The organism is Shewanella sp. Actino-trap-3, from assembly GCF_002836275.1.
GTDB lineage: Bacteria > Pseudomonadota > Gammaproteobacteria > Enterobacterales > Shewanellaceae > Shewanella > Shewanella psychromarinicola.
The window spans coordinates 4,382,375-4,404,172 of sequence record NZ_PJCE01000001.1; the positions used below are offsets into that span (position 1 = coordinate 4,382,375).

Annotated in this window: 21 protein-coding genes; 5 read left to right on the forward strand and 16 right to left on the reverse strand. The window is 42.1% G+C overall.

The features are described from left to right. Positions 1-94: 94 nt before the first annotated feature. The 3 genes from CXF80_RS19210 to CXF80_RS19220 form a co-directional block, all read right to left on the reverse strand. Entirely contained in the window at positions 95-283 is a 189-nt protein-coding gene (locus CXF80_RS19210) for a hypothetical protein (protein WP_101034487.1), read from the reverse strand. 54 nt (positions 284-337) lie between these two features. Beyond that, complete coding sequence (locus CXF80_RS19215) at positions 338-604, reverse strand: Lpp/OprI family alanine-zipper lipoprotein (RefSeq protein ID WP_101034488.1); 267 nt, start codon at positions 602-604, stop codon at positions 338-340. Between the two features lie 281 nt (positions 605-885). Further along, positions 886-2,115 (reverse strand): multifunctional CCA addition/repair protein, encoded by a 1,230-nt coding sequence (locus CXF80_RS19220; protein ID WP_101034489.1) that lies wholly within the window; start codon positions 2,113-2,115, stop codon positions 886-888. 130 nt (positions 2,116-2,245) lie between these two features. On the opposite strand from CXF80_RS19220, the gene CXF80_RS19225 reads away from it, so the two are divergent. Both CXF80_RS19225 and CXF80_RS19230 read left to right on the forward strand, forming a co-directional pair. Then, a complete protein-coding gene (locus CXF80_RS19225) occupies positions 2,246-3,910 on the forward strand; it encodes an ExeA family protein (protein ID WP_101034490.1) in 1,665 nt (554 codons plus the stop codon). Continuing rightward, positions 3,910-5,043 (forward strand): general secretion pathway protein GspB, encoded by a 1,134-nt coding sequence (locus CXF80_RS19230; protein WP_101034491.1) that lies wholly within the window; start codon positions 3,910-3,912, stop codon positions 5,041-5,043. The genes CXF80_RS19225 and CXF80_RS19230 overlap by 1 nt, the downstream gene beginning before the upstream one ends. A gap of 156 nt (positions 5,044-5,199) precedes the next feature. Here CXF80_RS19230 and nhaD read toward each other — a convergent pair whose 3' ends face one another. The 4 genes from nhaD to CXF80_RS19250 form a co-directional block, all read right to left on the reverse strand. Further along, positions 5,200-6,447, reverse strand: coding sequence for a sodium:proton antiporter NhaD (nhaD, locus tag CXF80_RS19235; protein ID WP_101034492.1), 1,248 nt, complete (start codon positions 6,445-6,447; stop codon positions 5,200-5,202). Between the two features lie 571 nt (positions 6,448-7,018). Further along, positions 7,019-8,305 (reverse strand): glutamate-1-semialdehyde 2,1-aminomutase, encoded by a 1,287-nt coding sequence (gene hemL, locus CXF80_RS19240; protein ID WP_101034493.1) that lies wholly within the window; start codon positions 8,303-8,305, stop codon positions 7,019-7,021. A 26-nt stretch (positions 8,306-8,331) separates the two neighbouring features. Next, the gene (locus CXF80_RS19245) at positions 8,332-9,351 is read right to left on the reverse strand and encodes an aspartate carbamoyltransferase (RefSeq protein WP_101034494.1); all 1,020 of its coding nucleotides are present in this window, start codon (positions 9,349-9,351) and stop codon (positions 8,332-8,334) included. Positions 9,352-9,855: 504 nt separating this feature from the next. Continuing rightward, positions 9,856-11,580: a chloride channel protein gene (locus tag CXF80_RS19250; protein ID WP_101034495.1), complete on the reverse strand. Its 1,725-nt coding sequence runs from the start codon at positions 11,578-11,580 to the stop codon at positions 9,856-9,858. Positions 11,581-11,893: 313 nt separating this feature from the next. Here CXF80_RS19250 and CXF80_RS19255 point away from each other — a divergent pair, with 313 nt between their 5' ends. Together CXF80_RS19255 and erpA are read left to right on the forward strand one after the other, a co-directional pair. Beyond that, the gene (locus tag CXF80_RS19255; protein WP_101034496.1) at positions 11,894-12,667 is read left to right on the forward strand and encodes a DUF6776 family protein; all 774 of its coding nucleotides are present in this window, start codon (positions 11,894-11,896) and stop codon (positions 12,665-12,667) included. Between the two features lie 20 nt (positions 12,668-12,687). Then, a complete protein-coding gene (gene erpA / locus CXF80_RS19260; protein ID WP_101034497.1) occupies positions 12,688-13,038 on the forward strand; it encodes an iron-sulfur cluster insertion protein ErpA in 351 nt (116 codons plus the stop codon). A 151-nt stretch (positions 13,039-13,189) separates the two neighbouring features. Here the strand turns inward: erpA and CXF80_RS19265 are convergent, their stop codons facing one another. The 4 genes from CXF80_RS19265 to CXF80_RS19280 all read right to left on the reverse strand — a co-directional run bounded on the left by CXF80_RS19265 (position 13,190) and on the right by CXF80_RS19280 (position 16,836). Further along, positions 13,190-13,660 carry a hypothetical protein gene (locus CXF80_RS19265; protein ID WP_101034498.1) on the reverse strand — a complete coding sequence of 157 codons (471 nt, stop codon included), beginning with the start codon at positions 13,658-13,660 and terminating at the stop codon, positions 13,190-13,192. A 5-nt stretch (positions 13,661-13,665) separates the two neighbouring features. Beyond that, positions 13,666-14,052 (reverse strand): DUF2750 domain-containing protein, encoded by a 387-nt coding sequence (locus CXF80_RS19270; protein WP_101034499.1) that lies wholly within the window; start codon positions 14,050-14,052, stop codon positions 13,666-13,668. Positions 14,053-14,166: 114 nt separating this feature from the next. Continuing rightward, on the reverse strand, positions 14,167-15,279 hold the full coding sequence (locus CXF80_RS19275) for an anhydro-N-acetylmuramic acid kinase (RefSeq protein WP_101034500.1): 1,113 nt from the start codon (positions 15,277-15,279) through the stop codon (positions 14,167-14,169). A gap of 36 nt (positions 15,280-15,315) precedes the next feature. Then, positions 15,316-16,836 carry a peptidoglycan DD-metalloendopeptidase family protein gene (locus CXF80_RS19280; protein WP_101034501.1) on the reverse strand — a complete coding sequence of 507 codons (1,521 nt, stop codon included), beginning with the start codon at positions 16,834-16,836 and terminating at the stop codon, positions 15,316-15,318. Between the two features lie 125 nt (positions 16,837-16,961). Here CXF80_RS19280 and tyrS point away from each other — a divergent pair, with 125 nt between their 5' ends. Next, complete coding sequence (tyrS, locus tag CXF80_RS19285) at positions 16,962-18,158, forward strand: tyrosine--tRNA ligase (RefSeq protein WP_101034502.1); 1,197 nt, start codon at positions 16,962-16,964, stop codon at positions 18,156-18,158. Positions 18,159-18,250: 92 nt separating this feature from the next. Here the strand turns inward: tyrS and CXF80_RS19290 are convergent, their stop codons facing one another. From CXF80_RS19290 to CXF80_RS19310, 5 genes are all read right to left on the reverse strand, one after another. Beyond that, positions 18,251-18,661: a nuclear transport factor 2 family protein gene (locus CXF80_RS19290; protein ID WP_232772239.1), complete on the reverse strand. Its 411-nt coding sequence runs from the start codon at positions 18,659-18,661 to the stop codon at positions 18,251-18,253. Positions 18,662-18,728: 67 nt separating this feature from the next. Then, positions 18,729-19,355 carry a trimeric intracellular cation channel family protein gene (locus tag CXF80_RS19295; protein WP_101034504.1) on the reverse strand — a complete coding sequence of 209 codons (627 nt, stop codon included), beginning with the start codon at positions 19,353-19,355 and terminating at the stop codon, positions 18,729-18,731. Next, entirely contained in the window at positions 19,352-19,741 is a 390-nt protein-coding gene (locus CXF80_RS19300; RefSeq protein ID WP_101034505.1) for a DUF2721 domain-containing protein, read from the reverse strand. Before CXF80_RS19300 ends, CXF80_RS19295 begins: the two co-directional genes overlap by 4 nt. A gap of 208 nt (positions 19,742-19,949) precedes the next feature. Next, a complete protein-coding gene (locus CXF80_RS19305; RefSeq protein ID WP_101034506.1) occupies positions 19,950-20,957 on the reverse strand; it encodes a cobalamin biosynthesis protein in 1,008 nt (335 codons plus the stop codon). A gap of 97 nt (positions 20,958-21,054) precedes the next feature. Then, positions 21,055-21,747, reverse strand: coding sequence for a 5'-methylthioadenosine/adenosylhomocysteine nucleosidase (locus CXF80_RS19310; protein ID WP_101034507.1), 693 nt, complete (start codon positions 21,745-21,747; stop codon positions 21,055-21,057). Positions 21,748-21,798: the final 51 nt, after the last annotated feature.

Consider the following 21,798-nt stretch of genomic DNA (forward strand, 5'->3'; position numbering starts at 1 on the left):
AGATGATATCTGTGAGATTGTTTAGAAAGATTAAATGGTTGAACAATGTATAGATTAAAGAGTGAAAAAGCTGATGTGGAGAAGCTGTAGGTGTTTAGATTTTTCGCTTGATACCGCTTGATACCGCTTGATACCGCTTGATACCGCTTGATACCGCTTGATACCGCTTGATACCGCTTGATACCGCTTGATACCGCTTGATACCGCTTGATACCGCTTTTCTAAGTGAAGCACAAATAATTAAGGCTTGATGTTGAATGACTACTGCAAGTAGTGGTATCAACAATCAAGCCCTAATAATCAACCTATTAAATAAGCTAATTTATAATAGCAATTCTTACTTTTTGTAAGAAGAAGCCATGTTGTCTAAACGGTCATTAGCACGTTTAGCTTCGGCTTGTGCGTCCATAGAAGCAGCTTTAGCGCCTTTAACATCGGCAGATAGCATGCTTTGCTCAGACTTTAAAGAACCAACTTCTGCTGATAGTTGATCAACTTTGTTACCTAGATTTGCTACACTTTCTTCTAAAGCAGTAGTGTTAGCACAACCACCTAATAAAGCAGTCATCGCAACACCAGCAATCATCAGTACTTTCTTATTCATGGGTAAATCCCTTAATATAGGTTGTTAAATAGTGCAACGGCATGTGCCTTTGCAACGGCGTAATTATGTCACAGATTTTTTTATTTGCTATAGCCAAATAAAATATTGTTCATTTAAAATAGCGAAATAAATGAAAATTGCAAGTCTACTGGGCAAAAAGCATTATTATTTACTGATTTTATATAAATTTTAGTGATTTATTGCTTATTCCTCGCTAAAAAATGCATTTATCCGCTTTTATTCATAAAACGCTAAACAGGCGATCACTAATGAAATGCTAATTACTTAAGGTATTGTATTTTATATGTATTAATCGTTTCTATTCGTTTTAGCTGTAGTTGGTTTTTAATTTGTGAACCTTGGTAGCCCGCGGTAATAATCGACTGCACATCAACGTTGTTTGCTAACTGATAGCAATGTTGTAAATATTCAGCTTGTGGATAGTGTACTTGTTCGGATCCGCTGCGTCCTCTCATGTCGCCATGACAACATAATAATAGCTCTGTTAAGCGTTGAGGTTTACGCCAAAAATCACCTTTATCGAATATTTTTATGATGGTTTCAGCTCTTAGTTCAAATGCATTATGAACATTTTGGTGCTGATCACTGACTAATAGTGCTAGATCGCGATATTCATTGGGTACCCGTATTCGTTCACAAAGCTTTTTAATGACGCTTAAGCCTTTTTGGCCGTGACCATAATGTTTCGGCCAATCTTGTTTTGGCGTTAATGCTTTGCCTAAATCATGTACCAATGCGGCAAAACGTACGGCTTTATTGTCACTTAACAGGCTAGTTTGCTCGAGAACCATAAGGGTATGGATACCCGTATCTATTTCAGGGTGCCACTTTTCTGGTTGCGGTACCCCAAACAACGCATCGACTTCTGGAAATAATACCGCCAATGCTTGGCATTGCTTTAACACGTCGAAAAAGACCTGCGGACTTTGACTCGCTAATGCCTTGTCACATTCCTGCCATACCCGCTCCGGCGTGAGGTGATTGAGTTCATCGCTGTGGGCAATTTTTGTCATCAGTTGTAAGGTTTCGTTAGCAATAGTAAACCCTAAATGATGAAATCGAGCCGCGAAACGGGCCACGCGTAATACACGTAATGGGTCTTCGATAAATGCATCTGAAACATGGCGAAGTACTTTGGCGTTAATATCATCAATGCCATTGTAGGGGTCATATACGTTACCATCACTATCTTGTGCAATGGCATTGATGGTGAGATCGCGGCGCAGTAAATCTTCGGCGAGGGTGACACCTTTATTCGCATCACAGCTAAAACCTTGATAGCCGTTACCTGTTTTTCGTTCCGTTCTTGCTAATGCATATTCTTGTTGAGTTTTAGGATGCAAAAAAACCGGAAAGTCTTTACCGACTTGCTGATAGCCTTGTGCCAACATTTCTTCAATACTGCTGCCAACAACCACATAATCCTTGTCGACAACCGTTTGTTTAAGAAAAGTATCGCGCACTGCCCCGCCTACTAAATAAATCTTCATGGCGTACCACAACGTGTAATAATAAGTAGCTTAAATCTTATCAGAGTTAGATTTTTACAGCTAACTTTTGACAAGCTGTTGTACAAGCATTAACGTTAGTCGTCAGTTTCAAATAAGGATTTTTGGTCGAATGTATAAAGCCTTTTATGGATTAAACGATAATCCATTCTCTATCGCGCCTAACCCTCATTATATGTTCTTAAGCGATCGTCATCGCGAGGCCTTAGCACACTTAACTTATGGGCTAGGAGAAACCGGTGGGTTTGTGTTGTTGACGGGGGAAGTAGGTACAGGGAAAACAACCGTTTCACGTTGTTTGTTGCAGCAATTACCTGAAAATACCGACACCGCTTTTATTCTTAATCCTTCGTTAACAGAGCTCGAGCTTTTAGCTACGCTATGTGATGAACTCGCAATTCAATATGGTGACCACCCGACCTTAAAACAACTGACTGACTTACTCAGCAAGTACTTATTGGAGAATCATAAAAACGGTCGAAATACGGTATTAATTATTGATGAAGCCCAACATTTGCGTTCTGAAGTATTAGAGCAGCTGCGCTTGCTGACTAACTTAGAAACCAATACCAAAAAGTTGCTGCAAGTTATTTTAATTGGCCAACCAGAACTGCAGCAATTATTAAAGCGTCAAGATTTGCGTCAATTAGCCCAGCGTATTACGGCGCGATACCATTTATTACCCTTGGATCATGACGAAGTGGCACTGTATGTGTTGCATCGTTTAAAAGTGGCTGGTCGACAGGAACCTCTTTTTACCCAAAAAGCGATAAAAGTACTGCACAAGCATACCGGCGGCATACCAAGGTTGATCAATTTGTTGAGCGAACGGGCATTAATGGCTGGCTATGGTCAAGCTAAGGTGCCAATCGATCATAAAATGGTCAATCAAGCGGCGGTAGAAGTCTTGGGCCAAATCGATACACCCAACAACAAGCGTTGGCCTTTTGTGGTGGCGGTGGCACTAGTATTAGCGTTTGGATTGTCATTATATTTGTTCAATCGCTCGGCGATTGATAGTCGTTTTATGCCTAATACCGCTGATGCTGCGCAAACGCAAACGCAAGTTCAAACAAAAACGCAATCATCAGTCACTGCGAGTCTTACTCCTGCAGCGGTAAATCAAGTCACAGTACAACAACCTTCAGCAATCAATGCGCAGCAACAACTAATGCGCCAAGCTATGGCGCAAAGTACCAGTATCGAAAATGCCTTTGCTGGTTTATTTGGCTTGTGGAATAAGCAACCTATTATTGGCTTATCTGCTTGTCAGGCGGCGCAGCAGCAGGACTTAGCTTGTTATCAACAGCAGGGGAATTGGCACAGTATCATGCGCCTTAATTATCCTGCTGTCGTGTATTTGCAAGATGCACAAACCAATGTGTTTTATGGCGTAATGGTTGAACGTCAAGTGGATCAAATTTTATTGCAGCTTGGTGAGCAACAGTTTTGGGTGAGCAAAGATTGGTTCGATCGCCACTTTAGTGGCACGTTTGAAATTTTATGGCAACCTGATGCCGTTATTCCACGAGACATCAGCCAGTCTTCGAGCATGGCGCAAGTACAATGGTTAGAAAATAGCTTAGCACGAGTCAATAAACGTCCGGCACGATTGTTAACTCAATTTGATACTGAGCTTGAGCAGCAGTTGATGCATTTTCAACGTCAACATGGTCTTAAACCCGACGGGATTGCCGGGAATCAAACTTTGGTGCAGTTAAACTTGTATTTAAGCCAGCAAGGCCCGCGTTTGAGTGCTTCCGTGGAGCGCAGTTAATGTCGATTTTATTGGATGCGATTACCCGCAATAAACAGCAACAACAAACTAATATTGTTGATGTTGTTTCAACGCCGAGGGCCCATTATCCTTCACAGCCTAAGGTGTCGGCGACCACAAAAAAAATGACAGTGCTGACATTAGCTATTTCGTTGGGGATTGGTGGGGCGTGGAGCGTGAGTCTGTTATTGCAACCTGGGCCATCATCTATACAACTAGCGACATTACCCGTCATTAACCCTAATGTTGACCCGCAAGGGAGCCCCACGGATTTGGTGATGCCTGGCAATGGCAACATTGTTCAACCGTCGAGAGATCAGAGCGGTGATGCTCAGGCTCGTATTGATCAGGTTAGTGCAGATCAAAACCATATTGTTCAAGGCAATGATCAGGTTCGTTTGGCCGGCAAAGTGGCTTTGCCTATCGCACAACCTTATACTCCACGCGTCAACCAAACGGCTATGGGTGTCAATACTGATCCAAACTTCTTAGCTCCAAACGCTTTAGCGCCAAACTCCTTAGCATATAACGACACGGGTTCAAGCAATCAAGCGGTTGACCGTACCAATGTGAATCAGCAGCAAGTGAGTAATCGTGACATTCAAACTGTATCAGCCCAACAAATGCCTGATAGACGATATGAGCGCTCAAATACAGATTTTGCATCAAATCAGAGCCATGCGAACCGAAAAAGCCAAGCTGAAATAGAAGCGTTACGGCTACAAATTAATGCCGCGGCAAATGAAGTCGACTTTGCCTCAGTCAGCGCACCGAAAGTTGATCAAAGTAATAACTTGCTAGCCGCGTTTAAGACGGCCCTTAAAGACGTTGAATACGAACGGTCGGTTAATCAGCCAGTGACGCAGGAAGAACTGGATCCTATTCCTCGGCCTTCAAATCAACAAATTCCCAAATATGGCGATTTGCCTGCGAGTATTCAATTACAAGTGCCTGAGTTTAATATTAATGCTCATGTGTATTCATCAGAACCCAACAATCGTTGGTTAAATGTTGACGGGGTTGAATTACAGCAGGGTGACATGATTAACAATAAACTGACGATTATTGAGATCCGGCCTAGGGACATAGTGTTAGAAATTAGCGGTGAACAATTTAGAGTGCCGGCAATTTAGACGCTGCTTTTAAGCAGTCTCAACATATCGGTTTCAACATAGCTGTCTCAAAATATGTATATCAACACCTCTATTTTAATTCGTTAATCTCAATAGATAAATAACACCAAGGCGCTTATCGCGCCTTGGTGTTATTGGTTGCATTAAACCGCAATGTTAGCCGTGAATATGATTGGCTAAAAATAAGGTTAATCCATAACCTATGCAGTAGCAAAACAGTAATGCTGGGACATATTTTAAGTAGCTTACGAATGTCAGTTCTTCAACTTTACTCATGGCGATAATGCCTGAGGCTGAGCCGATGATTAATAGTGACCCACCGACGCCGACTGAATAGGTTAATCCTAACCATTGTGCTGTCGTCAGCACGGGATCTGCTTTTAATAATGCTGCCGTTAATGGCACATTGTCTAATAGTGCAGAACCAACACCAGTGAAAAAGTTAGAAATACTAGGGTTATACATACCATAGACTTCGGTTAATAAATTAAGGGTGCCAATCTCTTTAAGCATACCGACGAGTAACAAGATACCTAAGAAGAACAATAGGGTGTCGAATTCAACCTGACGAATATACTCTAATACTTGCACTTCTTCCGTGTTGCTTTTATTGGTGCGCCCGACTAAGAACATCACTGATAAGCCGAATAAAAAGGTTAATACTGGGGGAATGCCAAACAATACGTTAAGTACCATGGTCAAGACGATGGTCGTGAAGAAAATCACCCCGATGACAATATCAACCGTATTGTAATTTTGCTCAATCGGAGTGGTGCTAACCTGTCCTTCCGCTTTGAGTGAAAACAATATTGCTAGCATCATGACGCTAACACTTGCGGGAATAAACAAGATTAGTAATTCAGAAATATGCACTTTACCCGCAAGGAAAATCATCAAGGTCGTCACATCACCCGTGATTAATGCCACCCCACCGGAGTTGACAGCAAAAATAATTAACACCGCCATGCGGCGACGCATTTGCTTGTCTAAATTAAAGGTTGTCAGTAACCCCAATGACACCAATGTGGCAGTAACGTTGTCACAAAAAGTCGATAATACTAATGAAAATAATCCTACCTGCATCATCAACATTCTCACTGAGACTTGCTGCGGAAATATTTTCTGTACCAGTACTTGGATCATGCCTTTAGCATTAAGGTAGGCAACAAAGGTCATTGTTGACATTAAAAACAACCATAATGTGGCAATTTCTAATAAATTTTCATTGAGATTTTCCCCCACGAGTTTACTTTTCTCTGGGCTCCCAGAGGCAATGAACAAGGTGATCCAAGCAATGCAGCCAAGGAACAGGGTGGTTTTTGCTTTGTTAATATGGGTAACTTCTTCGAACACGATACTGAGTAACGCAAGCACCGCAAGTGAGATAAGAAAGGTATGTAGCATGACTGCAATTCCAACTTTGTGTTGTAGGTAATCAACATCATTACCCTGAATTTTTGCTAACCTAATTCAGTCCCTAATTTTAAGGTTAAATTAAGCTTTTGTTTGGCGGGCCGATCACATCACATAACGAGCGATTTCGCAACTTAGATCACATTTATTTTGCGGGTAATAGACCAAAGTAGCGCATTGAAAAATGGATATATTTGCGCTTTAACGCCCAATTGGGCCATTTACTATTGTTCTGATAGTGAGCATGAGCCGACGTTTGGTTATTGTGATGGATGTAGGGTAAGTCATCTGTCGATAAACGAGTTGTTTATTTGGTCAATCAAAGACCCTCTTTCATTATTAATGAGTCACTAATAAGGCGTCATTAATGGGTCATTTTAACTATGGGAGGTAGATAACCAACACTATGCTTGTTTGTTTATTTATGAGTGTATTTAACACAGCACAAGCATATGACTAAGAGGTGAGAGATTAATGCGGACGTTGAAGCAAATAAAAAGGGATAAACAGCTTAGCTGCTTATCCCTTTTTTATCACGGCTTGTTAGCTGTGATAGATAGACTTATTTCATTGCGGCAAAAATACGATCAACGGCGGCTAAAGTATACTCAATCTCAGCGTCGCCGTGAGCCATTGACATAAAGCCCGCTTCATATGCACTTGGCGCCAAGTAAATACCTTCATCTAGCATGGCATGATAGAAATGACGGAAGTGTTCCATGTTGCATTTTGTTACTTGAGCAAACGACGTCATTGGCGCTTTATCTTCAGTAAAGAATAAACCAAACATGCCGCCCACATAAGTGATGTTTAATGGAATACCGTGTTTATCTGCTGCAGCTTTAATGCCTTCTGCAACACGTTTAGTTTTGTCTGCAAGCGCGTCATACAAACCGGGTTCACACAAGGCATCCATTTGGGCTAAACCTGCTGTCATCGCAATCGGGTTACCAGACAAAGTACCTGCTTGATAAACTGGGCCTGTCGGTGCAATAAACTGCATGACATCTTTACGGCCACCAAAAGCGCCTACGGGCATGCCGCCGCCAATCACTTTACCTAGTGTGGTCAAGTCTGGTGTAACGCCATAATGGCCCTGTGCGCCACTCATAGACACGCGAAAACCGGTCATTACTTCATCAATAACCAGTAACGCTCCGAATTCATCACAAATAGCACGTAAGCCTTGTAAAAATCCTTCAACCGGTGGAATGCAGTTCATGTTGCCGGCAACGGGCTCAAGGATGATACAAGCGATACTTTCTGGATTCTGTTCAAATATAGCGCGGACAGAATCAAGGTCGTTATAGGTAGCGGTTAATGTGTGCTTAGCAAAATCTTCTGGAATACCAGGAGAGCTTGGTTGCCCTAACGTTAATGCACCAGAACCAGCTTTTACTAATAAGCAGTCAGCATGGCCGTGGTAGCAACCTTCAAATTTTAAAATATTGTCACGGTTAGTAAAGCCACGTGCTAAACGAATTGCACTCATAGTGGCTTCAGTACCAGAACTGACCATACGAACTTGTTCTATTGATGGCACCATAGAAATGACTTTTTCAGCCATTTTGACTTCAAGTTCAGTCGGCGCGCCAAATGATAGGCCATTTTCGACAGCGGCTAAAACCGCTTGGCGGATTTTAGGATGGTTATGGCCTAAAATCATTGGTCCCCATGAACCGACATAGTCGATATACTTTTTACCATCGGCATCAAAAATATAAGCGCCATCAGCTTTTTCAATGAACAAAGGTGAACCACCCACACCATTAAAAGCTCGTACAGGTGAGTTAACGCCACCAGGAATGGTTTTTTTAGCCTGTTCAAATAAAACTTCGGAACGGGTCATGTCTAATCCTTAATATTGTGTGCCAATTATCTATCGGCTTTACGTGAATACCAGTTTACTGGGCACTCATACTTGTCGAGTTGGTTTTCAACCCCAAGTGTTAATGCAAAAAGTGCCATGCGTATAAGTAAGCCGTTGTCGGCTTGTCTGAAAATAGCCAAACTTGGATGGCTGTTTAAATCATTGTCGAGTTCATTTGCTTGTGCGCGTGAGTCACGAGGTAATGGATGCATAATCACCGTATTTGATTTGCAATGCTGCGTATAAATATTGTGATTTAAGCGAAACTTACCGCGGTACTTATTGGCTTCTTCCTGTGAAGGAAAACGCTCTTCTTGAATGCGAGTCAGATACAAAATATCTGCTTGGTGCAAATTACCTTCAAGTTGTTCGGTTATTGTGATCTTATGGCCAGCATTTTCAATGTCGGCGATCACATAGTCAGGCATTGCTAGTTCACTTGGTGAGATCAATGTGAACTTAATGTCTTTATGCATGCAAAGTAAGCGTGATAGTGAATGTACTGTGCGGCCATATTTCAAATCACCCACCATCGCGATATGCATCCCGTCGATACTCATACCGGTTTGGCTTAGCTCTTTTTTGATGGTAAATAAATCGAGTAATGCTTGAGTTGGGTGTTCATTGGGACCATCGCCACCATTGATCACTGGCACGCGACTGCCTTCGGCAAATTCTTTGACTGAGTATGCGTCGGGGTGACGCATGGCAATCACATCTGAGTAAGTTGATAGCACTCTAGCCGTGTCATACAAGGACTCACCTTTTGATAATGACGATGATGCCATTCCAGTCGTTTCTCGGACATGTCCGCCAAGCAAGTTGAAGGCACAGCCGAAGCTAACACGGGTCCGGGTGCTGGGTTCAAAAAACAGATTGCCTAAAATAGCACCGTCTAATACTTTGGTGCGTTTTTCACGCAAAGCATAAGGGGTCATTTTGTTTGCGACGTTAAAAATAGTGTCAATTGAATCCAGATCTAACTGGTTTACTGAAAGGATGTGTGAACCTTCGAATTGCGTCATCAGCCTGATTTCCAAAGTTTGGGGCAAAATATTCACCAGAACAGCATGCTATTTTACCATATTATTATATAGGGTTTTATAGAGTTTTGTGTAGGGTGGCTGAGGCAAAATTGTAGCAGAAAATAACCGCTAGATAAATATAATAACCGTGCTGAACTTAGAGATTCACTTGCTGCTATAAAGAACATTGTAAGGACTTTAGCCTGCGCGTTAACTCCGCTTACTCGTGGGCTTTGTTATTGATTTCGCAGCGAATGAGCTTCATGATCTATGAAATGTTAAGTTAACCTTCACCCTAGCTCGGGATAATAAACGCTTATTCAAGCGCTCTTTGTGCCGCTATCTACTGGGTACTGCCTGTAATAGACACGCAATTGAAGCGTTAATGTACCTTGTTAGCAAATATGCCTGACTTGAAATAGACTGATTTCTATCATTTTATTCCATCGCTTTATTGCATCGCATATAGCAAGTAGAGGATAAACACGCTAATCGAGTATGAGTTTATATTTGCCCAGAACGAATTTCTTGCAATAAATTGGTCCAACTGATCACCCCAACGACGTGTTGATTATCACTGCGGTAGATATACACTTCACCTGCTCGTTTAGGGGCCAATGCTTCATAGGCTTCATTTAAGGTGGCGCTGTCGGGCAATCCTAGCATTGGTTGGCGTGACAGTGTGGTTGTGTCTTCAGCTGATTGAATTTCAAGGCGGAGCATTTCGATGACGCCCTTTGCATTACGCACCAGGACAGGCCGACCCGCTGCACGTTTCAGTACTTCAAGCAGCAGTTCGTCATCATCGTTAACAATGACGAAGCGTTTATTCATTAACACCCTAACGCCTTTCTGTTGCAGTCCTTGATTCAGTGGTGCAACCTTGTAACCAAGCTCCATAATATCGAGTTGCTTTAAAAGCATCGAGTTGGTGTTAAAACCTTGGTATGCCACCAAATATGCCGGAATGGTAACAAACATGGCCGGTAAAATAATCGAGGCATCGTTGGTTAATTCAAGTAGCGCAACTAACGCAGCCAATGGCGCACTTAAGCAAACTCCCATCATTGCTGTCATGCCGATCACAGTATATAAACCAATATAAGGCGCAACTGATGGAAACAGTAAACTAATGATTAACGCTAATATCGCCCCGATTAATGCGCCAATACCATAGAGTGGACCGATAAGTCCGCCAGGAACCCCAAAGCCAATGGCGGCGACGGTGGCCAGCATTTTTGCTAATAACAGTGCGATTAAAAACAATAGGCTAGGATGTTCACTAATGGCTTCAGTAATGGCTAAATCACCAGAACCTAAAGCTTGTGGCATGACTAATCCCACCACCGTAGTGATGGCTCCAGCTATAAGCAGTCGATAAAGTAATGGCCAGTGCTGGCCAGTCGCGGTGACTTTGACGAGTGAAAAATTAAACAGTGCAGCGGCACAGCCCAAAACTATGCCGCCAATTAACAAAATGGGATAGTGATCGAGTGGAATATGGATCACATTGATCAAGTCGTATTCGTGAATATTACCAAACACCAGTTGACTAGAGACGGCGCCGCAAATAGCGGAGATCATAATGGGGAAGAAATAGTGGATTTTGTATTCTCGAACAATGACTTCAAATACAAATAATACTGCCGCAAGTGGAGCATTGAAGATGGCCGCTATGCCGGCGGCGATTCCACTGGCGCACATAATGCGCACGCTATTATCTGGCAGCGAAAACTTCTCTGCTAGAACACTGGCGCTTACAGCGCCTAAGTGAATTGCCGGACCTTCTTTTCCGACAGAGAAATTGGTCATCAAGGCCATTAATGCTTGAAAAAACTGTCCTGGGGCAGACTGAAGCGGTACTTTACCGTAGTGCAGTTTAAATCGGTGCAATACGTAAGCAATTCCCATGCGTTGATAACGTTTGGACCCCAGTAATGACAACAGCCAAATAAGTAATGCACCGAGTATAGGTAAGTATGAACGCCAATCATAAAAAGTTGTGCCGATGTCTATGGCATCGGAATGCAGATATTGTTCTGCCCACACTAAGCTTAGGCGAAATAAGATAATCACCAACGAGGCTATGATGGCAAACAGCAATGCGAGGGCACAAAGTTGCACACTAATTTTGGCCTGAGATAATTTATCTCTAAATTCGTTATGCAGATATTTGCGCGTAGCGCGTTTGGCGTGAATAATAGCGGCTTTATTTATCTTAAATTGCACAGTTTGACTCTAGGGTCTGTTTATCTTTGAGGGTTATATATTGCAATTGTTTATTGATCTTTGGGAAGCGTACTTGTGTCATGCTATTACTCTCCATCAATAAGCGTTGAGTCAGTGCTAAAGGACAACAAACGTTGGCCGAAATTTCACTTGCAGCATCCTGGGTTGGACAATAAAAGTAAGATCACTATCACCTGTGGAGCCATATTAAACATATATGATTGACACAAAAGTTTTGCTTGATAGATGAAATAAGCCTAAGGCGAAGAAGCATTAGCAAGCATACTGTATTTTATTAGAAGGTTGTAACTTAATGTTAAATTATCACCGTTGGTTGGACAGACTGCAAGTTTTAGGACGTAAAAATCGGACATCGAGCATATACTTGATTAGTTTAATGCTAGTGTGCTTTTTACTGGGGGCGATAAGCTTTAATTTATGGCTTTCTTTTGCGCCAGAGGCAACACCCAATAGCGTTAGCGGTAAGCGTAAATTATTGCAAGAACTCGACACACAAGCACAAGCGCTTGCCAGTCGGAATTTAGCATTAAGTATTGCAGAAAATGCCAATAAAGAAATGCAACAGATGTTTAGTCGTCAATTAACCGAGCAAAAAGCGTTAGAAAAAGAATTAGCGTTTTATCGCAGCGTCATGGTGACGGATGCTGATGTTGAAGGCGTGGCGATTCATGGGGTGGAAATGTCCCAAGGGGTACTGCCAGAGCAATATCAATTACGATTAATTCTAACCCAGTTGCAAAAACGCAAAATGAAAGTTAAGGCCCGAGCTAACGTGATGTTGCTCGGTGTTCAAAATGACCACCCCGTCGAGCTATCACTAAGCAAGTTGGTGAATAATAAATTGGATTTCGAGTTTAATTATTTTCAAATTATGGATACTGATTTTGTCCTACCTAGCGGTTTTAATTTGCAAAGGATTTCCGTTAAAGTTAAGGTCTCCGCCAGCCGTGGCGTGAAAGGTGGTGAGATTGAGCAAACCTTTAATGTGCCGGAATTATTAATGGGTGAAAAAGAACTGCGGGTAATACTTGAACAAAATAGTCAGGTAAAGGATAATTCTCAGTAGAATCGAAGTAAGAGGTAGTAATGACTGAACATGTTGATGCAGCAATGCCGATCCAATTTACCGATGCGGCGGCGATAAAAGTAAAAGGGCTGTTGGAAGAAGAACAGAATCCTGAATTAAAGCTACGTGTGTATGTCACAGGTGGTGGTTGCTCTGGTTTTCAGTATGGCTTTACATTCGATGAAAAAGTCAACGAAGGTGATTTCACCATTGAAAAACAAGGTGTGCAATTGGTTGTTGATCCTATGAGTCTTCAGTACCTTGTTGGTGGTGAAGTGGATTATACATCAGGTCTTGAAGGGTCACGTTTTTTCGTTAAAAACCCTAATGCCACCACCACATGTGGTTGTGGGGCGAGTTTCTCGGTGTAATAGATTTTATTGTGACAATAACTATTGCGACGATAAATTATTGTGACGATAAACATAGTCACTAAAAATTGAGTGTAACCCTGTAATAAAAAGCCGTCTTTCGACGGCTTTTTGATTTCTGAACAATAATAATGAATTGGCTAACCTATGACTAGCTGCTCATAATATTAAGATTCATCCGCGGTTTAAACCACGCCTTCACTTTAGCATTAAAGCTAATCCATACTTGGATTATCCCCAGTACAATCAGTACCGAGTAGATCACCCAATCGGTCACTACGGTTTGAAAGAAACCAAAATCAAACGTGGTTGGACCGGCAACTAAATTATCAGGGTCATACATAATAATTGGCAGTACGCTGTATAACAAAAGTTGCAGCACACAATAAACCCGCAGTAAGTATAAGCCGGCTTTTTGGCGCCCGATAATTGCGAGTACCATCATCAAGGTCAAAATGCATAACATTGCACTTAACTCTGATATTGAATTTACGGCCATTAATCCGCTGATGGCCGCGAGGGTATAAATGATCATTAAGCCAATTAACCGTTTAGGTAAATGTGGCTTAACAGGGATCTTGGCTTCATCAACGTGGGTTGATCCAGAGCTGATATCTGTCATTACAATTAATGCTTTTGCTGTATCTTTGGTGAAACACGCTCGTTCACTTCAAACGGAGGTACCACGACACCTAAGTCTTCTTGAACCGGGAATACCGCGACAAATAAGTCATCATCTTCCATGCCGCTAACCCAACGTTCTTGAAACTCGTCTAGTGGAATGGCTAATGGTTCGCAGTCTTTCCATTCATCTACAGCCCAAAGCGTGGCCGTTTCTTCTGTTGGCCACATAGGGATGCAATCTTCATCTTCAGTGGTTAGCATCACGCAACCATCTTGATCTTGAAGTGTCCAGATGACTTTTTCAGATTTAATTTGCTCAACCATATAATCGTAACGACCTTCTGGCGTTAGATTCATTAGTTCAGATATACTTTTGTTTTTGTTGCTCATATTGACTCTCATCTTAAGTTACGGCTTTACTCAATTTCAAACGATTGAGCAAATTTGTGGGCATTATAACATTGAGGCCACAATTGCAAAAGTAAACCGCCCATATTGGTGTCTTTATCTGGCTTTAAAACGACCACCTAACACCGCAGGGCGTGACGCACCTGTGACGGCCGGTAAATTGGCCGGTAAATCATGGTGATGACGCATCGCTAACCACGCAAAGGCAATCCCTTCAACCCATTTAGCATCAACACCTAAGGCGCTGGTGGTATCGACTTTATACCCCGGTACCAGAGTGGCGAGTCGTTGCATTAAGGCTTTATTTAACGCGCCACCGCCACAAACAAACAATTCACCCTTTGGTGCTAGCTTATTAATATCATTGGCAATACTGTGACAAGTTAAATCAAGTAAGGTTGATTGAATATCTTGTTGATCTAAATGACTGTAGTCGGCGAGTTGTTGCTCAAGCCAAGCTTGATTAAACAGCTCTTTGCCAGTGCTCTTAGGGTAGGCTAATGCGAAATAAGGGTGTAATAATAAGTGTTTGAGTAAGTCTGGATGACTGGTGCCAGAATCAGCCCAAGCCCCGCCTTCATCGAAAGATTGCCCTAGTGCTTGTTGGATAAATGCATCTATTAAGGTGTTACCTGGGCCAGTATCGAAGCCTAACACTTGGTCTTTATTGCCGGGTAAATAGGTCACATTGGCGATGCCGCCAATGTTTAAAATCACTCTTGAATGGCCTGTCTGAGCAAACACTTGCTCATGAAATGCTGGCACCAAGGGGGCTCCTTGGCCGCCAAGGGCGATATCTTTACGTCTAAAGTCAGCAATAACATCGATATTAGTTTCAATGGCAATGGTATTTGGATCGCCAATTTGTAAAGTAAAGCCAATTTCTAAATTGGGCATGTGACGTACGGTTTGTCCGTGCGAACCAATCGCGATAACCTCAGCGGCAGTGACCGTCGTTTTGGCTAACAAGTTATTGACCGCTTGAGCGAACAGTTGGCCGACACTGCGATCGAGTCGACCTAAGCGGTTAATCTCGTCGGTTTCAGGTTGGCATAAATGCTGTAAGCCTTTTAATAAATGTTTAGGAATGGCTTCAGCATGACTGGCGATTAAGATTGGCTGCTTGGCCGAAAAATCGACCAATACGGCATCAACACTATCCATGCTTGTGCCTGACATTAGACCGATAAAATATTCTGGCTTAGACATGTGGTTTTTCTCTTGTAGCAGCAATCAAACAGACCATTAATTACTGGCTAATTGCTGTTGTTGATTTGATTTGAGTTGTGCCATCAATTGTTTGCTGAGTGCAGTGAATTTGTTTTTCTCTCTACGATCAATCGGCACCGATTTAGGTAAGTCAATCGTCCTTGGATTGCGATGTACGCCATTGACTATAAACTCATAATGTAAATGAGCGCCGGTTACTCGACCCGTTTTACCTAGAGTTCCGATTATTTGACCTTGCTTAACCGTTTCACCACGGTTAACTTTGCGCTTGGTTAAATGCAAATACTTAGTGGTATAGGTTTCGTTGTGCTTAATAAACACATAGTTACCATTATACTGGTTATAACTCGACTCAATAACCCGCCCCTTACCCGCAGATTTAATGGGTGTCCCAATGGCCGCCACATAATCTACGCCTCTATGGGCTCTAACTTGCCCTGTGACAGGATGTAAACGGCGTGGATTAAAGTTAGAACTGACGTATTTAAAGTCCACTGGCGAGCGTAAAAATGCTTTGCGCATACTACTGCCATTCTCCGAGTAGTATTCACCATCGGTATAACGAACTGCAGTATAACGTTCACCTTGGTTAATAAACTCAGCGGCTAAAATATTGCCATTACGTAAAAATTGGCCATCGGCGTATTCTTGATCAAACAATAATGAAAAGTGATCACCTTTGCGGATATCGAGTGCAAAGTCGACATCCCAACCAAAAATATTGGCTAACTCCATGATGTGGTTACCCGACAAGCCTGCATCGGCAGCGGCGTTCCAAAAGTTACTTTTAATCTTGGCGCTAATAAACGAAGTGCGATTTACAACGTCTTTAGTGTTAACGGTTTCTTTGTATTGGGCATTGTGTTGACTGATCACTAACGTCGACACTTGATCCATCCGATAAGTTAATTCTTGTAATTCACCTTGTGCATTTTTACTAATAGCGATCTCTTCGCCTGGCATTATTCTGAGTAGATTCTTTTTCGCTAGCGGCAATTGAGTAATGTCATAGACATCTTTAGGGCTGAGTCCTGCACGGCTAAATAGGCCGCCTAAGGTATCGCCTTTAACCACTTTATAGTATTCAACGCTATAGCCATCGTTAGCCGCTTGCTGTTTTAATTTGGTTTTTTGAGTGGCAACTTGCTGATCGATATCATTGATCATGCCATCAATATCCGATGTGCTGGTTTGCAACATAGCAAGATGTTGAGCAAAAACTTCATCGTCTGGGGTTTCAGCGCTGATCACATTTTCGCTGTCATTACTTGATATGAAATCAGCTGACTCATCTTGATCAATACTGCTGTCATTATTGACTGGTGTTGGCGCGTTAATGGCTAGCTGAACAGCATAACGCTTATTCGTTTCTAAGGCGGAGTTGTCATCCGATTGACTCACCGATCGGCTTTGCTTAGATGCCTGAGCATCTTCCGATGGGAACATCAGAATAAATGTCGTTAAAATTACCAATAAAGACAATGTAACTTGATGTGCTTTTGGCAACAATGTGAATAAAGTAAGAAGCTTTGCCATTGACTCAGATACCAATTTTTCTTTCTTGTTATGATCTGCTAAGTGTACACGCTTTCATTTGCTGTGGCTAACAAGTAACATAGACCTCTTTATTTTTTGTGCAGGCCCTGGGAGTTGCGGTAGAGATGGCGAATTTAGATCAAGTATTGGCAGAGATTAAGCGTGGTACCGATGAGATATTACTTGAGGCGGATTTACTTGAGAAACTCAAAGAAGGGCGGCCATTACGCATCAAATTAGGTGCAGATCCTACCGCGCCTGATATCCACTTAGGTCACACGGTTATTTTGAACAAAATGCGTACCTTTCAGGAGTTAGGTCACGAAGTGATTTTCTTGATTGGTGATTTCACTGGTATGGTCGGTGACCCTAGCGGTAAAAACAGTACCCGTCCGCCACTGACTCGTGAACAAGTGCTTGCTAACGCAGAAACTTATAAAGAACAGGTTTATAAAATTTTAGACCCAGCTAAGACTCGTATCGAATTTAATTCTAGCTGGTTAGAGCCGTTGGGTGCCGCAGGTATGATCCGCTTGGCTTCTCAACAAACCGTTGCCCGGATGATGGAACGTGACGACTTTAAAAAGCGTTATGCATCAGGTCAATCAATTGCGATTCATGAATTTATGTATCCTTTGCTACAAGGTTATGACTCTGTCGCACTTAACGCGGATGTGGAGCTAGGCGGTACCGACCAAAAATTCAATTTATTGATGGGTCGTGAACTGCAAAAAGTGGCAGGCCAAAAGCCGCAAACCGTGATCATGATGCCTTTGCTTGAAGGCTTAGATGGCGTTAAAAAAATGTCTAAGTCGGCCCACAATTACATTGGTGTGAGCGAACCTGCAAACGAAATGTTTGGCAAGCTTATGTCAATTTCAGATGATTTAATGTGGCGCTATCTTGAGCTGTTGTCATTCCGTCCCTTAACTGAATTAGCTCAATTTAAGTTAGATGTTGAAAACGGCACTAACCCTCGTGATATCAAGATATTGTTAGCTAAAGAAATTATTGCTCGTTTCCATGACGAAGCACAAGCGCAAGCCGCTCATCAAGCGTTTATTGACCGTTTTCAAAAAGGCGCTATCCCAGATGACATCGAAGAAGTGGTATTAGAAGCCGGTGAAGGCTTAGCGATTGCTAACTTACTCAAAGATGCTGGCCTTGTTGGCTCGACATCTGATGGTATGCGGATGATCAAGCAAGGTGCGGTAAAAATGGACGGCGAAAAAATCGAAGACAGTCGCATCAGTTTTAATGCAGGTCTTGAAGCGGTATTCCAGGTCGGTAAGCGTAAATTTGCAAAAGTTATCTTGAAATAAGCTTAACGAAATAAATAAAAAAACGGCTTATCAATTAAGCCGTTTTTTTATGTCTCATACATGGCTGACCATGTTTGATTTAAATGGTGACATTACTGAGATTCAAGTTGGTCAGACATGGTTTGATAATCCATTAAGTCCATTTGTTCTATCAAGCGTTCAGTATTATTATCAAATTTAAGTGTGGTCACACCTGGCACGGCTAAATCGATAATTTTACCGGGTTTTCCATATTGATCGCCAGGACCTCGTAATCTGTAACTGCCGATGATCACCACAAGAGAGCCAGTATTAAACATGTGTTCTACGTTTAAACGGTACTCTAATACGCCTTCATGAGCGCGTTGTAAAAACGCAATAATATGACGCCCACCGGTATAAGTGGTATTGGCTGTTTTGTCGTGAAATACCGTGTCGCGAGAATAAAATCGACGCAAGACAGTATAGTCATGGTCGGTGAGTGCTTCCATGTATTGCATTGCGAGTTGTTGCTCTCGTGGCATATCGCCAATATTGGCTTTGCTAGGAAAGCTCAATAGCAAACAGCATAATATGAAGATTATTCGCACATTAAATTCTCTTTGTTTTCAAATCAAAAGCCGGTAAAGATAAGTGCCAGCGGATAGCACTCAGACGAATGATTAGCGTGCTGAACATAGCGAACAACACCGATGTCATGCTATCCATGCCGACAATGATGCTTAAGGTATAACAGATCCCTCCAACGATGGAAGCGGTTGCGTAAATTTCTATTCGCAATACCATTGGAATTTGACGACATAACAAATCACGGATAACCCCCCCCCCAACAGCGGTTATGGCGCCCATTACCACAGCAACCATACTTGATAATCCTAGTGATAAGGCTTTTTCTGCACCAATGACGGTAAACACGGCTAAGCCTAGTGCATCTGCAATAGGTAAAGCATATGTAGGTATTCTATGGGGTTTACGCACTAAAATTAAGCACATTATGACCGTCGCAAGAATGACAATAATATAGTTAGGATCGCGTATCCAAAATACTGGTGTAGCGCCTATTAATGCATCGCGCATACTGCCACCGCCAATTGCAGTAACAAAAGCTAATACGATAACGCCGAATGGATCCATACGATATTTACCAGCCGCTAACACGCCCGCAATTGCAAATACAGAGGTACCACATAAATCTAAAAAGTAGATCCACTGATTCATTTACTTAACTCTTCGAGGTGAATAGTGAGTGCATCAACTGAAATCCGGATCTCGATTACCGATAAAATTAATGAATACAGTAACAATAATAGACTCAATCCAAAGACTATTGAGCCTATTTGATTAAAGCCGATATAAATCAGAATCATACATAAAACGCAAAACGCAAAGCTGCTGACACCGGTTTCTTGCATTTTACGGATGATAATAATGCGTTGGCGTAAGTTTTTAATTTGATCACCTTGCACAGGTTTTTTGTCATTGCTTAATTGACGGATCAATGCAGCCAATGAAAAAAATCGATTAGTGTAGGCCAGCAATAGCAATGAAATAGCCGGGAACAGCAAAGCTGGTGTCGTTAATGATACATGTAAATTGTTGAACAAAATGACATTCCTAAAAAGGTCTGCAAGCAGGTAAGAATCAATATCGAGTGACGATAAGTTTTTTGTTACCAAGATGTAAGCCGCATGTCGACATGATTGTCTCATGTTAACAACTGACTATGACATTAGGTCGTAACAGGTCTATATCAAACGGGCATAGATCCATTATCGCTAAATGATAGCCTGTTTAAAACAAGATTTATATGGTTTACATAAATCTTAATCCGGTCCAAATAAGCGGCAGTAGCAAGGTTAAGCTGATCCAAAAGAGGTTGGCCGTATGAGTTATCGTTATGGCTTGACTGATGTGGCGATGATCAGGCAAAGGGCCGGATTTTACCTTAGGTAAATCAACCCGAATGGATTTGCCGTTTTCAATAAATTGCTGTGGACCTCCAAGTTCTATTTTCAATAATTTAGCCGCCAATGCATAACTGCTGTAATAATTATTTAACTGATTTTTATCCGCTTGGGTCGATATTGGCTGCGATAAAATAGACCTAACACCCAGTTGACCAAACTGAATGGCTAATGAGCAATGCCATAACACGGTGGGAACAAAAAAAATCACTCGATTAAACTGACCGACAAAACGAGAAAAAATATGAAAATGTGGATGATACGGAGGCCAGCAATATTCTAATTGTCTTAACATTCGCACGACTAACGCCATCGTAGCCCCGCCCAAGCTAAAAAATAAGATAGTGGCTAAGGTGCCATAAATCGGGGTGGTAAACAGTTTTTCGATAGTGGTTTTGCTTAAACCCACTATCGATAGCACTTGGGTGTTTTGACTCACCCAAGGCGTGAGTAATTGCTTGGCCTCTTGTTTGTTGCCGGTGTTTATTGCAGCGACCACTTTTTCTGCCACGGGCTTAAAAGCAGAATCACATAAACAGAAATACAAAATGAGCAGTTCAAAAAACCATGGGTAAGCGGCAAAACTGAGTGAAAAGCTGACGATAATCCCGCTAGGCACAATCAAAATCAACGTCGCTAAAATCCCGGCGGTAAGTTGTTGACTCATAGTTCGCTCAGGGTGATTCACTTTAGCGGCTATCAGTGTGGCTAAGCGGTTGAACCATAATAAGGGTTGCAGATCTCTGGGAATAGGGGCAAATCGTGCCAATATTAAGGCACAAAATAAAATACAACAGCTTTGTAGTAACCCACCATCTTGGCTAAGTAATTGAGGATTGAATAATTGATTGACCATAGGGACTCAATAGCTTGGCTGTTGTTGATCTGTCGGACTTCGTTTGCTCTGCTCAGGTACTATGCAGATTATATAACCTGAGCAGAGCCTAGATGGATTATAGCTGTTGTAACAGTGCGATAACCATCATGGCAGAATGCAAACCCGCTTTTATAATGTAAGAGTCAAAATCAACCGGTGAGTCATTATTGGCATTGTCTGATAAAGAACGAATAACCACAAATGGGATCTTAAATTGGTGACAAACTTGCGCAATCGCCGCACCTTCCATTTCACAGGCCGCCATTGTTGGGAAGTTTTCGAGCATTACTTTAGTCCGCACCGGATCACAAATAAAACTGTCGCCAGTACAAATTAATCCTTCAATGGCGTTGACTTCGCCTAACGACGCCACCGCTTTTTTAGCGGCAGTCACTAAAGTGCTATCGGGCATAAATGCTGCTGGTTGTTGTGCCATTTGACCCATTTCATAGCCAAAAGCAGTCACATCGACATCGTGATGGCGCACTTCCGATGAAATGACAATATCTCCAATGGCAAGGGTATCAACAAAGCCGCCAGCAGAACCGGTATTAATCACATGAGTAGCGGCAAATTTTTCTATCAATAATGTGGTCGCGATGCTGGCAGCCACTTTACCGATCCCAGAACGTGTAACGATCACTTCTTTACCGGCAATGTTACCGCTAACAAATTCGATCCCAGCAATAGTACTATGCACTGGCGCGACGATGGCTTGGATTAAATGAACAACTTCTGGCTCCATTGCGCCAATAATACCGATTTTCATGAGTGAACCTTAACTGAATGAGCAAATACGAAAGGGCATTAATATATCACG

What these genes read in the sequence shown, in the direction of transcription:
- CXF80_RS19215 (WP_101034488.1), bottom strand. Translation starts at nt 604, where the DNA reads ATGAATAAGAAAGTACTGATGATTGCTGGTGTTGCGATGACTGCTTTA.
- CXF80_RS19220 (WP_101034489.1), bottom strand. Translation starts at nt 2,115, where the DNA reads ATGAAGATTTATTTAGTAGGCGGGGCAGTGCGCGATACTTTTCTTAAA.
- CXF80_RS19225 (WP_101034490.1), top strand. Translation starts at nt 2,246, where the DNA reads ATGTATAAAGCCTTTTATGGATTAAACGATAATCCATTCTCTATCGCG.
- CXF80_RS19230 (WP_101034491.1), top strand. Translation starts at nt 3,910, where the DNA reads ATGTCGATTTTATTGGATGCGATTACCCGCAATAAACAGCAACAACAA.
- nhaD (WP_101034492.1), bottom strand. Translation starts at nt 6,447, where the DNA reads ATGCTACATACCTTTCTTATCTCACTTGCGGTGCTTGCGTTACTCAGT.
- hemL (WP_101034493.1), bottom strand. Translation starts at nt 8,305, where the DNA reads ATGACCCGTTCCGAAGTTTTATTTGAACAGGCTAAAAAAACCATTCCT.
- CXF80_RS19245 (WP_101034494.1), bottom strand. Translation starts at nt 9,351, where the DNA reads ATGACGCAATTCGAAGGTTCACACATCCTTTCAGTAAACCAGTTAGAT.
- CXF80_RS19255 (WP_101034496.1), top strand. Translation starts at nt 11,894, where the DNA reads ATGTTAAATTATCACCGTTGGTTGGACAGACTGCAAGTTTTAGGACGT.
- erpA (WP_101034497.1), top strand. Translation starts at nt 12,688, where the DNA reads ATGACTGAACATGTTGATGCAGCAATGCCGATCCAATTTACCGATGCG.
- CXF80_RS19265 (WP_101034498.1), bottom strand. Translation starts at nt 13,660, where the DNA reads ATGACAGATATCAGCTCTGGATCAACCCACGTTGATGAAGCCAAGATC.
- CXF80_RS19270 (WP_101034499.1), bottom strand. Translation starts at nt 14,052, where the DNA reads ATGAGCAACAAAAACAAAAGTATATCTGAACTAATGAATCTAACGCCA.
- CXF80_RS19275 (WP_101034500.1), bottom strand. Translation starts at nt 15,279, where the DNA reads ATGTCTAAGCCAGAATATTTTATCGGTCTAATGTCAGGCACAAGCATG.
- CXF80_RS19280 (WP_101034501.1), bottom strand. Translation starts at nt 16,836, where the DNA reads ATGGCAAAGCTTCTTACTTTATTCACATTGTTGCCAAAAGCACATCAA.
- tyrS (WP_101034502.1), top strand. Translation starts at nt 16,962, where the DNA reads ATGGCGAATTTAGATCAAGTATTGGCAGAGATTAAGCGTGGTACCGAT.
- CXF80_RS19290 (WP_232772239.1), bottom strand. Translation starts at nt 18,661, where the DNA reads ATGCCACGAGAGCAACAACTCGCAATGCAATACATGGAAGCACTCACC.
- CXF80_RS19295 (WP_101034504.1), bottom strand. Translation starts at nt 19,355, where the DNA reads ATGAATCAGTGGATCTACTTTTTAGATTTATGTGGTACCTCTGTATTT.
- CXF80_RS19305 (WP_101034506.1), bottom strand. Translation starts at nt 20,957, where the DNA reads ATGGTCAATCAATTATTCAATCCTCAATTACTTAGCCAAGATGGTGGG.
- CXF80_RS19310 (WP_101034507.1), bottom strand. Translation starts at nt 21,747, where the DNA reads ATGAAAATCGGTATTATTGGCGCAATGGAGCCAGAAGTTGTTCATTTA.